We start from the raw sequence: 12,603 nt of genomic DNA, 5'->3' as shown, positions 1-12,603 counted from the left end.
TAAAGACTTTGGATCGGTAGTTCAGTTGGTTAGAATGCCGCCCTGTCACGGCGGAGGTCGCGGGTTCGAGTCCCGTCCGGTCCGCAAAAAGCCTCAACGAAAGTTGAGGCTTTTTTGTTTCCTGAACTTTCTCTTGATACAAGTACAAGAATTTACTACGGTTTAGAAAAATGCTTCCTTCACTTTGTACTTCAATTTTTCTATCTAGTTATTGCTACCTGGCCATCACCTTGTACTTCTTACCTGGTTTTTTGAAGCCATGCTACCACAGCTCCTTCAAAAGGCGCATCAATGAGATGTCTTTTTCCTCCAATCAATCGATTACTTCCAGTTATTATTTCTCCTGTTGAAGGGTTGATCCACTTCAAGCTATAGCGGTTGTTATCTCCTGCCAAATCAACTTCCAATTTTCGTCCATGATTAAAGATGATATAACCCACTCCTGCTTTACCTAAAACATATTTTACATCATCCACTTGTTGCGCAGATATTCTTTTCATTTGAGTGGCGTCTGTATAAAACTTCTTATCAATAATTTTTGGCAGACCAGCCAGCGAACCGCCTGCCATAAAAATTGCCCACTCCGCATACTTAGGTCTATTCCTGGAATAAATTACAGCCTTTGCAGGATGGGCTTCTTTTATTTCACTCACTGCGCGATATACTTGGCCAAAAGAAGTTTCACCTTCGTTCATTATACGCGCATATTGACGGGCTGCAAGGCTATGTCCTCCTTCAGGCGCGTAAAGGCTGCTATCCTTCCTATAATGCCACTGAAGCACATCTATTACCTCTACCAGCTTAGATCTTTCCTTATCAGCAAGTATGGCGTCCTGCACATCTTTTGTTCCCGGCAGCATCACCATTACATCCTGGTTGTTTTCCTTTTCCCATTCGCTTATTACATCCAGCCAAAACTGAACAAAATGTAATGGACCAGTATACTCTATACCAAGGTGATGAATGACATTTGTGTTTCCCTTAAACTCATCCAGGCTTTTGCGAATGTAGTTGCGGTGTAAAACCTTCCTTACAGCATGTGCTGTATCATAGAATTCTTCAGCCATGTATACGCGCTTATCCCCCGCATATGCTGTATTTTCTGCAAAGCCTGTGTTATTGATGTTGTTGGCTGTACGCCACGGATAATCCGTCCAATGAGCGCCCTCTTCAATTATGTTGTGCTGCAGGTAATGCTCCTGGATAAACAACAATCCATTTTGATCAGTCAGGTCAGCAAACTTTTTCAAGCGCAACCAATACCACGTGTTCCATTTTGTAAGATCATATTTACTTAAGCGATCAAATGCTTCGCCCTCGCCACTGCGGCTAAAAGGCTGCTCATAAAATGGCGCCCATACATCGGCATCGGCTCTTCGAGTACGTGCATGATCGTCGCGGCGGCGTTCGTACCATAGCGCAGGAAAACTTTGCAAGGACACAACATTCTGCCGCAACATATCTGCAACCACAGTATCCAGGTTATCTGTTAATCCTCTTCCATACCGGCCGGGTACATAGCGGACAAGATTAGCCGTTGGCCTTGCCAGTTCAGAAGGGCGGGTTGAACCACGCCACATGGAGGTCCGGCTTTTTCTTCCGGCCAATACACTACCACCTCCTACTATCCATCCATTTTTTATTGATATAGCTGGTGCTTTCTGCACCAATACAGGCTTAGGTTTTAGATTCAGTTCATGCAAAGTTTTTGCACCCGTTACATTTGAATGTATGGGATACTTTTCAATCATCTGATCTATCCACGCATCCATGGTAAGATCAGGGTCCCTTGCACGTTCACTCAGCTTAGCTGTTAATGCGGGTAAAGGAGCGGTGGTTCTATCTGTATCATATACCAGTATCTTTTCCTGCTCTATTGACTTTTTGCCTGTACGTGCTTCTAACTGGGCATAGAATATACTTTCGGGTTTTAAGAAGCTATGCGGCATTTCATGATGTCCATTGCCATAGCCTTGCGCCCAGCTACCATAAGCCCAATTGTTTGCAGTAGGTGGATTGGCCAAATGAATTTGTGCAGCCCTGCTCTGCCAGCTAAGCGAATTAGCTGCCGACCAACCGCCACCTTGCGCATCTACATCGCGAAAAGCAAAGCTTATATTACCGCCATCCACGGTCGTTTTATCAAATAAAATTCCTGTAGCCCAACCACCAATAGCTCCACTAAAATTGATGGGCAGGTACGAGTAACATTGTACAAAAGCATTAGGCCCTGGTGTAGTAAAACCAACAGAAAAAGCATGGTAAGCATACTCAGCATAACACCGTTGAAAAAGCACTTGCTGACCTAATGTATGGAAAGCATAACGGCGGTGGTTTCCTGTCTCTCCTATTGGCTCAAGCGACTTACAATCTTCAATGGTTATCCGTCTTGCTGTTTCCCATACGGCTACTGTGGAACTAACAAAGTTCTTTGCTACAACCCTACGCACCCATGCATCCACCACATTGTCCATGGTGATAGCCATCCACCGATGGTTTTCATCTTTATCATTTGTGGAATCGAAAGTTGAAACGCAACGAAAGTTCTCTACACCCACATTCCTTATCTGTCCCTCCCATGTATAACGTGCTACATTGCCACCACCAAACTGCGGGTCAAGCGAGTTTGTAATGGGTGCATCGAGTGTAATAGAGGTTGGCGTAACTGCCACTATTTTCCTGTACCAATTTTGGTCAAAATCACCCGGCCCCCAATGCGTAAGATGGTAGTTGACATGAACACCAATTTTATCAGCACCTATTTTTTCTATCCATGCTTTTGTAGATGGTCGATTTACAATAACATGATCACCTACTTTGAAAGTATGATCATTGGGTAGTGTTAGCGTAACCGTATTCACAGGGAAATAAACGTTATCCAACTGTACCGGCTTTTCTTTTTTGATATCATTGATCCCGGTAATCCTGATAAGCGTTTCCCTGTCAAAACCACTTCCTAATAAGGTTGTTCCACTGCTGTCTGATCCGCTACCGCGAAATACTACCCCAGAAGCACGTATGGTTAATCCACCAGCTAATTCGTATTGTCCTTTTTGTAAAAGCACAGCACCACGAAAACCTTGTTTATCTAAGGGCAAAGAAGATACATGATCAATAGCAGCCTGTATGGTTGCGGTAGCATCCCCTGTCATAGCAAGAACAATAACCTTTACCGGAACATCCGGAATGGGCACTTCCGAAAGCATATACCCAGCATAAGAGAAATCAGGAACACGATCGCCGTTAGCATCCGGATTATAAGAGAGCTTACCACCTTCTATTTGAATAGGCAAACTGTCTTTATTCTTCTGCGCATTGATACGTGCTGATGTTGAAAAAATGAAAACAGCGAAAATGACCAGGCGATATAAGGGCATGTAAAACTTAATATTTAAAATGTAATTGAGTAATCAAAGTATAACAGCAGAAAAAAAGTAATTCTAAATATTTTACCTCTTAATGCTCATTTTAGAAAATGGAATTAAATCATTAAGCAGTATATCATTACCAATAACATACAGCATCAAATCATTTTGAGCTATTGGGATTCCAACCCGCTAAAATATTTTCCAGGGTATATTCTTTTGCTTCTGCATCCGTCAGCTGGTGCGACCATGCCACTCTTTTACCTGTTGCAGCTCCCGGACCACTGTTTTTATATTCTGCATAAAAAGCTGTCTTTTCATTTGAACGGTTACTCCAATTGTTCCATCCTTCAGGTGCTACCTGTTTATCTAAATTACAATTAATGAAAACGGTTTTTGCAAAAGGCCTCCATGGCCTGCCTAAATAGAAACTGTTTTCAGGAGCGTCACCCGTGATCTTACAGTTTATAAAAACGTACCCATACTTTTTATTTTCAGGAGTAGAAGCGGCAGTAAAAAATCCTCCTCTTTTACCGAAAATGGTACAGCTGTCAAATACAGCAGTTGAAGAACCAAATATAAAATCAACGGTTCCTTCAATATAGCAATTGCTGTAGTACTGCCGGCTCTCACGCCCATAGGTATACAGCGTATCCTGGAATCCTAAGAACCTGCAGTTTTTAAATTTTGCTTTATCACCAGCAACCAGCACAGCTACCGCCTGTCCTACTGCACCTGCGGTATTAGAAAATGTGATATTCTCAGCTGAGAAGCCGGGGCCATAAATATAAAATCCTGAAGAGCCTGACGTACCCTTATCTTCTTCAAAGATGTTTTTCTTTTGGTTGTAGTCGTCATAGGTAATGATGGTGCTGTCTACACTTTCACCTATGAAACTTATAAGACTTTTCGACTCTGCCAGCACAAGCTTCTCTTTGTACGTACCGTTCTTTATGTAGATGGTTGTTTCCTTCTTGCGGTAATCAGGCACGGCATTGATAGCTTCCTGTACAGTTTTAAAATCACCCGTACCATCCTTCGCTACTACAAAATCGTAAGCAAGATTTTCAGGATGTATTTGAGTAGTGATGCGTTTAGCAAGGCCAAGTTTTAACTCCTTGATTCCTGAAACGACCAATGCAGCCATTTTCTTTGCACCTACCGGGCTAAAGTGAGTGTTATCTACTATGCCCTTTGGATAATTTACGTGTCCAGAATCAAGATGATTGAAAAGTATCTTAGACCTTGCCTCTCCCAACTGAAGGATCAGTTTTTCACTCATCCGGTGCATATCAATGAAAGGCACTTTAAGTGAATCGGCTAGCTGTCTTACTACATCGGGATAACCACCATGCGTATCGGTAAAAACGCCATTGACAAAGCTCCGTCTCATGATAGGTGTAAGCAGAACTGGTATTGCTTTCTTTCTCCTGGATTCATTTACAAACTTCGCAAGGTTATTCTTATATAATTCCAATGAAGTTCCTACACCAGGTTTATCTATTTTCTCATCATTGTGTCCAAACTGGATGAATACATAATCACCTTTTTTTAGCGCATCAACCACCGGCTGCCACCTGTTTTCATTAATAAAAGAAAGGGTACTTCTACCATTCTGAGCCCTGTTATCGATCTTCACCTCATGATCGAAAAACTGACTAAAAGCCATGCCCCATCCCATCTCAGGGTAAGCCTTTTCTTGCTTGTTTGCCATTGTAGAGTCACCAATCATGTAGATGGTAACAGGTTTAGGCTTAACCCAAAAAATGAATACTATACAACCAGCTAGTGCTAATGAGCGCAAGAAAACGGAAGAGATGTTTTTCATAAAAGATAATCTATAGCGTAAAGTAAATGCCATTCTTGAAGAAAGGTAGAACTCCTGCACTTTTATATAAAAATGATTTTCTTAAAACAAAGGCGTAAGCAGGAAAACGCATTAAAGAATGATAGCTGTTGAAAAAAATAAAGCTGCCCTGGAGCAGCCTTAGTATTAGATTAATAGGTGTGCCTGTTTATCTCTCAATTCGTAATAAACAAGGAAATTTAATAGAAACCATTCAACTAAATATTATCAAGAATGATAACGCTGGTTATACTGCCTGAACTTCCACCACAGGCTCCATGATGATCTTTGACTTTACTGAATTTGATATCAAACAAGCTGCTTCAGATTTTTCAAGCACACGCAATGCTTTTTCACTGTCTGCATTTTCGTGTATGATAACATGAGGTTTTAAAATCACTTCTGTCATCATGTATTTCCTATCTACCATTTCTAATTTACCTACAGCCTTCGATTGGAAACTGGCATAGCTGAGCTTCATGTTTTCTGCTATTGCTAAAAATGTAGTCATAAGACAGCTGTTGATTGCTGCAACAAACAAATGCTCCGGTGACCATATGCCTTCTATCCCCTTTGGAAATTCAGGAGGTGTAGCTACTTCAATAGTATCGGGAAGACAATCAGAATGCATGGTTCCTTTCCGGTCGCCTTGCCATGTTACGGACACATCGTAGTAATGTTCTTGTTGCATAGAGGATGTTTTTGGAAGTAAAGCTATCCTAAATGCCTGCAGTGTTTTCTGACATCGATCATAACATCAACTGATCTCAACACGCTCACCCGTTTCCATAGCTTTATAAATAGCTTGCAAGATCTTTACATCCTGCCTGCCCATTTCACCGGGTACAGGTGTAGGACGATTTTCTTTTACTGCCATTGCAAAATCATCCATCTGCAATGCCTGCTGATTCACTTCAGGAAACTTCAATTCACCCTCCGAGGTTTTACCTTGTATACCATCATAATTATAACCAGGAGACAATTCAAACCAACCATTTTCAGCTTCGGCTCGCAGTACATTTGCAACCTGCGTATAGCTCGACATACAATCGGCTTTAGCACCATTAGGAAATTCCAACTCCCAATAAATCGTTTCTTCTACTTCTTTAAATTTTGCCGTATCTGTTTTATTGCCTTCTCTTGCTGTTACGGCTACTGGTTCCATACCTGTAGTATACCTGCAACCTTGCAAACAGTATATACCTACATCCATCAATGGGCCGCCACCAGCAAGTTTTTTATCCAACCGCCAGCCGCTGGTATTGCTCATTCCGTTATAGGCTTTTAATGAACGTATCTCACCAAACACCTTCTGCTGGCCCAGTCGCATCATTTCTTTGTTGTAAGGCTCAAAATGCAGCCTGTAACCAATTGACAACATTACACCTGCTTCTTTGCAGGCCGCAATCATCTTGTCGCACTCTTCCACTGTAACGGCCATTGGTTTTTCGCAAATAATATGCTTGCCTGTTTTGGCTGCACGAACCACGTATTCGGCATGCAGGCCATTGGGCAAAACAATGTATATGATATCTATGTCCGGGTTGTCGCATATGCTATCGAAATTCTCATAGTTATATACGTTGCTATTCGCAATGTTGTATTTACGCTTCCACTCATCAACTTTACCCGGAGAGCCTGTTACTATACCTGCAAGGTAGCAATGGTTCGTTTCCTGGAGTGCCGGCGCTAATTGGCCAGTGCTATATTCCCCAAGACCAACGAGGGCTACCCCCAGTTTTTGTTTATGTTTTTCCTCGGCCATTTTCAATACTGTTTATTACAAGTATTTCCACAAGCAAAAATTCAACCTGCACCAGCCATAGATGTAATCTTGTGTGAATAAATATTCTACTTAAACAAGAGTAAGCAATAAAATCATTTTCCTTTTTCTATAACAGCTTCTGTCCATTCTTTTGAGCCGCAGTTATTGCATTTACTATGTTTAGTGTTCTCATCTTTTTTCGTTCCACAGTGTTTGCATACAACTTTATTGGTTCGATCTACTACTTCGTCAATAAATTCCGGATCATTTTCAGGAAGTATCAATAATCCAGGTCTCACTTCATCATCCAGCACTACAGAAAAAGATCCGGTAGCTTCTATATACATCCGTTTTACAGAACCTAGATGATATACATGATGACTTCTCAATTGAGCAAATATGCGTTCGCGGGTTATTTGTGTTTTGCTCATCATATCGTAGCACAAAACAGCATCCTGTATAAGTACCCCTACATTTCCTTGTGTGATCTCTTCAAACCTTTCGCTCTTCAGGCTGCAGTATAAGATCAATTTGTTGACGCCTACTACTACCATTGCAATGATGAAAGCAGGAAGAATTCCGCGATCGGGAGCCAGCATAGGAACACCAATAGCAGCTGCCAGCGATACCAATCCTGCTAACTCCAGCCTGCTGATCTGTGACGTCATCCTCTTGCCTAGTAAGCGCATGCTTACCATAAGTAGCAGGTATACAAGTGCGGCGCGTATCACCAGTTCTATATAAAAGGTAGCAGGAACATTTCCTGCAAATATTCTTGCCCAATCGTACAGTGATATTTCTTCTGGTTTCATTTACTAAAACGTTAGATAGGAATTTGACCAATCGTTTGAATTACATATTTCACATTGAGTATCATCGCTCTTCACATATTGCACATGGCCACAGTTGCAGCATGCTTTCTGTGTATCATCGGCCTTTATTTGCGCAGGATGTATCTCTTCATCAAATTTTGGAAGCAGTGAAAGACCGGCCCTCGTGTAATCGTATTTGTATACCGTTAAGATGCCACATGCTTCAAGGTAACCACGTTTCACTTTTCCCAGGTTTGTTATCTGCTGTCCCCTAAGCATGGCATATAACTGCTGCTTTGTTATTCCTGTATTCCCCATCTCAGGAAGGTTAAGCTGCCCATCTTTTATTACACATTGCACCTGTCCTTGTGTTGCCCTTTCTACTTTTTCATGTTTAAATTCCAGGTAATTGAGGCCACGCTGAAAGCCAAGCGCACAGCCTAGTACAGTGATAGCAAATAAGATCCCTCGATCGGGCAACTGCATGGCTGGTGAAACGATAGCTCCTAGTGTTATCATCACTGCTAGTTCAGTGATGCTTATTTGCCCTGACATCCGCTGTCCCATTAAGCGGACCACAAGTAGTAGAAAAATGTAAATGAGTAAGGTCCTGATCAATACTTCGACCATGAATTCAGGAGGATTATCTCCAAAGATCCATCTGCTATAATCGGTAAAGTGGATTTCTTCTTTCTTCATGCATCTGTAGAACAAAAAACTGTTCCATAACGGCGGAAGAAATCATTTTCATTTGAAGTATTTAGATGGATAATATACAGCCCTTTTTCAAACCGTTGATTTCCATATATACAAAAGGCAGGAAATTACTCCTGCCGATTGAATTTATAACCCCCAGAAAAAAACTCTCTTTTTAAACAACCGCTAATTGCTGTTGACGAATTACAAAGTGCGACTTGTCAGGTTGACCAATTGTTGAATGTAATTGACCCAACAGCCTCTCAAGCAGGTACTTTAACTCATAAGAACTACCTGGTTTTACTATATAAAATTTTGCTCCATGCATAAAGGCTGCAGCAATGTTGCGCATCATATGCGAGCAGCTATAAATCATTATTGGGCAGTCTTCCAATAGGTTGATGGCTCTTATGTCACGGATACATTCCAAGCCATTTTTTAACGGCATATCCAGGTCAATAAAAACCATGTCTGGCCGATAACCTTGCTTCAATAATCGCATGCAGGCATAACCGTCTGATAATTTCAACACCTCACATCCATCTACTAATTCAGTCAATGCTTCTTCTAAAAAAAGCGCATCATCTGAACAGTCGTCCACAATTAAAATCCGCATTATTGATGATTAGGATAAACATGTAAGAGTTGTTGATTAAGCAACTCATTTTGATAAGCTGCAGCAAATGTAATTACCGAACACGTTGAAGAAAAACAAAATATGTAGTGTAAAAACTTAAGGTGTTTTTTATTAAACAAGAAAAACAGTAAATACTTAAGGTGTTTTTTATAATAGGTTCAAAAGAAACACATTAAGGAAAAACGGATTTAAAAACAGCTTAAGCAACTTGCATATCATATAGAATTTTTAATGATTTTTTATTGCCCCTTCAGTTTCATTTTATGCGCATAAAAACAAAAGAGCCTGTAGAATATATGGCGCAGTAGGATCAGGTACAGCTTTAGCATGTACTATAATTAGAATTAGCAGTACAATACAACCACTACCATGTTATGTATAAAGCAATAAAACTTCTCTCCTTCAGCGTCTTGATTACCTGTATAGCAGCATTTAGTTGCCGCAACAAAACCACCGCATTAGCCATACAAGAAGGGTTAACCCATCATCCGTTACAAAGCGAGCAGGACCTTGATGTTATTATAAATAATATTGGCAATGCGCGGGTTGTACTGTTGGGCGAGGCATCGCACGGCACTGCAGAATATTATACCTGGCGTGCTGCTATTACAAGGCGATTGATCAATGAAAAAGGCTTCAACTTTATAGCTATTGAGGGAGAATGGGCTGACTCCTACAGGGTTAATAATTTCATCAAAGGCGGTCCGCAAGACAGTATAGCTGCTGTAAACCTGCTGAAACAATACAACAGGTGGCCAACATGGATGTGGGCTAATTATGAAGTGGCTTCCCTGGTGACGTGGTTAAACCGGCACAACCAGGCAAAAGCAGCCAATGAAAAAGTGGGCTTCTTTGGGTTGGACGTGTACTGCCTTTGGGAGTCGATGGAGGAATTAAAGCCTTACCTGCAAAACCTGCCGGATTCCATCAAGCAGTTGGCTAACCAGGTACACCAATGTTTTCAACCATTTAACAGCGATGCGCAGGAATACGCCGTAGCAGTGGCCAGATCTGAAAGCATTTGCAGAGCGCAGGTAGAAAAACTATGGAGCGCCATTTACCAATATACAGGCAGTAAAACAGCTACCACAGAAGATCAGTTTGTGATGCAGCAAAACGCGCTTGTGGCGCTTAATGCAGAAAAGTATTATCGCATGATGGTATCCAGCGGTGCCGGTTCGTGGAATGTACGTGATGGACATATGTCGCAAACGCTGCAGCGGCTGCTGGACCTGCATGGACCAAACTCGAAGGTGATTGTATGGGAACATAACACACATGTAGGCGATGCTCGCTACACTGATATGGTGGATGAAGGAATGATAAACGTAGGACAAATAGCAAGGGAAACCTTTGGACGAGAAAATGTTTTCATTGTAGGCTTTGGTTCTTACACAGGTTCGGTAATAGCGGCCGAAGCCTGGGATGCACCATATAAGCGAATGCATGTACCCGCAGCTATGCCTGGCAGTTGGGAGCATATGCTGCACAGGATTGGTAAAGGAGATAAAATATTGCTGAGCAATGAGATCAGGAATAACAAGAGCCTGCAAGGCCGGATTGGTCATCGTGCAATAGGTGTAGTTTATCATCCCAACCGCGAAGCGGGTAATTATGTACCGTCCATTATACCAGAACGTTATGATGCTTTCATTTACTTTGAACGGTCCAATGCTTTGCGCCCAATACCGGTAACACCTAAAAATGAACCACCTGACACCTATCCATCAGGCTACTGATAAAGTATATAATTAGGAAAAGAACCACAGGAAAATGCTGTTGTAAAGCCGCTGTAATGCTTTACTGGCATAGTTATTTATCTATTCTGACGATTAATTACGGCAAGTGCCGGTTTTAAAAACATTAAACTATGAAAACTAAATTTTTTGCAATGGCAGTGGCTGCACTCGGCTTTGGAGCAGCAAAAGCTGATGCGCAATTTGTAGATCTTACTACAGGCCAACAGGTGAAGGTGGTAAAGCACTTTGGTACAGGCATGATTTACAACACCCAGACACAGCGTCCTCTGTACCTGTACGTAAATACTCAAACAGGTGACACATTGTATGGTCGTACAGGTATAGTGGTGAATGGCCGGCTTACCCGCGATGAAAATGGTCGTTTTGTATACAACGGTGATGGCGACTACATATTTGACAATGGCGAGTATCGAATGCTGACTGAAGCAGACTCCTCTGGCTACAAAAGAAAAATGCGTGCAGATGGTGTAGAAAAGGTGAAGTATGACGACTACAAAAGAAAAGTACAGGGATCAGGTGATGTAAAAGTGAAAGCAGGTGAAGCGAAAGTAAAAGATTACGAAGATGGGCGCCTGAAAGTAAAGGAAGGAGATTACCGCAAGAAGATAGATGGTGAAGGAAACTATCGTGAAGGTGATGACAGCCTGAAGCTAAAAGCTAAAACAGACGGTAGTGTAAAGCTGAAAGACAAGCGCAACAACTACAAAGGAAAGATAGATGATGATGGAACCTTCAAAGAAAAAACTGAAAACACGAAAAGGAAAATAAAGAAGGATAAGGTAAAAGTGAAAAGGGACGAAACAGAAGGACAAGAATAACAAAACTAAAGCACATGGCCGGGAGTATCTTCCCGGCTTTTTTATTGGTGTCGAATTGGGAGATGTGGGATATTGAATCTGGATGCTGGATCCTGGATGTGGGATGCTGTATATTAGTTGGTAGTTGTTAGTTGGATGTAGGATGCTGGATGTTAGTTGGATGTTAGATGTTGGATGTTAGTTGGTAGATGCTAGACTTTTGACTTTTGACTTTGATTGATATTAAGTTTTGATGACTAGCAGTAACCAGTTTGAAAAAATCGGGAGCTATAACTTTCCTTTGTAAGCAAAACCAACAACTATGGACATCATTCCACTACTGCAAAAGAGATGGAGCAGGAAGCTGCTATTACACGCAAAATGCTGAAGCTGGTGCCGGCAGATAAGTTTGACTGGAAACCGCACGAAAAAAGCATGAGCATGCAAAATCTTGCTGTTCATATTGCTGAGCTTCCATCGTGGGTACAGATGGGGCTTAATACTGAAGGCATTGACTTCGCTACCATGGATTATAAACCAACTGAAGTAAGCAGCAACGAAGAACTGCTTGAGCTGTTTGAAAAATCTTTTAGTGCAGGTGATGCCGCATTGACAGCTGCTAAAGAAGATGACCTGTGGCCATCGTGGACCATGAGGCAAGGTGAGCATGTGATAGCAGTAATGACTAAGTATGAAGTGATCCGGCATGCATTTGCACAAACCACACATCACCGTGCGCAGTTGGGCGTATACCTGCGACTGCTGAACATTCCAATCCCCGGCAGTTATGGACCTAGCGCTGATGAGATGAACTTTTGATGAGGTGAAACTCTACAGCTAACACAGCTGCATAGCGTACCAACCGTACAAGTGAGTGACACAACAAAAGCTGGTGGCTGCACTGTAGCCCGCACCATAAAAAACA

The 12,603-nt window shown here is 41.8% G+C and carries 10 protein-coding genes and 1 tRNA gene; 4 read left to right on the top strand and 7 right to left on the bottom strand.

Annotated elements, in window-relative coordinates; translation table 11 throughout:
- Positions 1 to 10: 10 nt before the first annotated feature.
- A tRNA-Asp gene (locus tag J4N22_RS06360) sits at positions 11 to 84 on the top strand.
- 155 nt (positions 85 to 239) lie between these two features.
- Here the strand turns inward: J4N22_RS06360 and J4N22_RS06355 are convergent.
- The 7 genes from J4N22_RS06355 to J4N22_RS06325 form a co-directional block, all read right to left on the bottom strand.
- Positions 240 to 3,377, bottom strand: coding sequence for a DUF6298 domain-containing protein (locus tag J4N22_RS06355; RefSeq protein WP_207492943.1), 3,138 nt, complete (start codon positions 3,375 to 3,377; stop codon positions 240 to 242).
- A gap of 151 nt (positions 3,378 to 3,528) precedes the next feature.
- Positions 3,529 to 5,193: a pectinesterase family protein gene (locus J4N22_RS19915; protein WP_242692077.1), complete on the bottom strand. Its 1,665-nt coding sequence runs from the start codon at positions 5,191 to 5,193 to the stop codon at positions 3,529 to 3,531.
- A gap of 265 nt (positions 5,194 to 5,458) precedes the next feature.
- Complete coding sequence (locus tag J4N22_RS06345) at positions 5,459 to 5,902, bottom strand: OsmC family protein (RefSeq protein ID WP_207492941.1); 444 nt, start codon at positions 5,900 to 5,902, stop codon at positions 5,459 to 5,461.
- 66 nt (positions 5,903 to 5,968) lie between these two features.
- On the bottom strand, positions 5,969 to 6,976 hold the full coding sequence (locus tag J4N22_RS06340; RefSeq protein ID WP_207492939.1) for a Gfo/Idh/MocA family protein: 1,008 nt from the start codon (positions 6,974 to 6,976) through the stop codon (positions 5,969 to 5,971).
- Between the two features lie 113 nt (positions 6,977 to 7,089).
- Positions 7,090 to 7,788: a DUF421 domain-containing protein gene (locus J4N22_RS06335; protein WP_207492937.1), complete on the bottom strand. Its 699-nt coding sequence runs from the start codon at positions 7,786 to 7,788 to the stop codon at positions 7,090 to 7,092.
- A 3-nt stretch (positions 7,789 to 7,791) separates the two neighbouring features.
- Positions 7,792 to 8,487: a DUF421 domain-containing protein gene (locus tag J4N22_RS06330; protein WP_207492935.1), complete on the bottom strand. Its 696-nt coding sequence runs from the start codon at positions 8,485 to 8,487 to the stop codon at positions 7,792 to 7,794.
- A 172-nt stretch (positions 8,488 to 8,659) separates the two neighbouring features.
- Positions 8,660 to 9,100 carry a response regulator gene (locus tag J4N22_RS06325; RefSeq protein WP_207492933.1) on the bottom strand — a complete coding sequence of 147 codons (441 nt, stop codon included), beginning with the start codon at positions 9,098 to 9,100 and terminating at the stop codon, positions 8,660 to 8,662.
- Between the two features lie 395 nt (positions 9,101 to 9,495).
- On the opposite strand from J4N22_RS06325, the gene J4N22_RS06320 reads away from it, so the two are divergent.
- The 3 genes from J4N22_RS06320 (at position 9,496) to J4N22_RS06310 (ending at position 12,497) form a co-directional block, all read left to right on the top strand.
- On the top strand, positions 9,496 to 10,860 hold the full coding sequence (locus J4N22_RS06320; RefSeq protein ID WP_207492931.1) for an erythromycin esterase family protein: 1,365 nt from the start codon (positions 9,496 to 9,498) through the stop codon (positions 10,858 to 10,860).
- A 131-nt stretch (positions 10,861 to 10,991) separates the two neighbouring features.
- A complete protein-coding gene (locus tag J4N22_RS06315; protein ID WP_207492929.1) occupies positions 10,992 to 11,699 on the top strand; it encodes a hypothetical protein in 708 nt (235 codons plus the stop codon).
- 330 nt (positions 11,700 to 12,029) lie between these two features.
- Positions 12,030 to 12,497 (top strand): DinB family protein, encoded by a 468-nt coding sequence (locus J4N22_RS06310; protein ID WP_207492926.1) that lies wholly within the window; start codon positions 12,030 to 12,032, stop codon positions 12,495 to 12,497.
- The last annotated feature ends 106 nt before the right edge of the window (positions 12,498 to 12,603 follow it).

Origin of the sequence: Aridibaculum aurantiacum (assembly GCF_017355875.1) — a bacterium.
In the GTDB taxonomy this organism is placed as follows: Bacteria; Bacteroidota; Bacteroidia; order Chitinophagales; family Chitinophagaceae; genus Segetibacter; species Segetibacter aurantiacus.
The sequence above is the reverse complement of the archived record's forward strand: the minus strand, read 5'-3'. Positions and strand labels throughout refer to the sequence as shown.

Excerpts from the sequence above, each read along its gene's own strand:
- J4N22_RS06315 (WP_207492929.1), top strand. The coding sequence starts at position 10,992 with ATGAAAACTAAATTTTTTGCAATGGCAGTGGCTGCACTCGGCTTTGGA.
- J4N22_RS06340 (WP_207492939.1), bottom strand. The coding sequence starts at position 6,976 with ATGGCCGAGGAAAAACATAAACAAAAACTGGGGGTAGCCCTCGTTGGT.
- J4N22_RS06345 (WP_207492941.1), bottom strand. The coding sequence starts at position 5,902 with ATGCAACAAGAACATTACTACGATGTGTCCGTAACATGGCAAGGCGAC.
- J4N22_RS06335 (WP_207492937.1), bottom strand. The coding sequence starts at position 7,788 with ATGAAACCAGAAGAAATATCACTGTACGATTGGGCAAGAATATTTGCA.
- J4N22_RS19915 (WP_242692077.1), bottom strand. The coding sequence starts at position 5,193 with ATGAAAAACATCTCTTCCGTTTTCTTGCGCTCATTAGCACTAGCTGGT.
- J4N22_RS06310 (WP_207492926.1), top strand. The coding sequence starts at position 12,030 with ATGGAGCAGGAAGCTGCTATTACACGCAAAATGCTGAAGCTGGTGCCG.
- J4N22_RS06320 (WP_207492931.1), top strand. The coding sequence starts at position 9,496 with ATGTATAAAGCAATAAAACTTCTCTCCTTCAGCGTCTTGATTACCTGT.
- J4N22_RS06330 (WP_207492935.1), bottom strand. The coding sequence starts at position 8,487 with ATGAAGAAAGAAGAAATCCACTTTACCGATTATAGCAGATGGATCTTT.
- J4N22_RS06325 (WP_207492933.1), bottom strand. The coding sequence starts at position 9,100 with ATGCGGATTTTAATTGTGGACGACTGTTCAGATGATGCGCTTTTTTTA.
- J4N22_RS06355 (WP_207492943.1), bottom strand. The coding sequence starts at position 3,377 with ATGCCCTTATATCGCCTGGTCATTTTCGCTGTTTTCATTTTTTCAACA.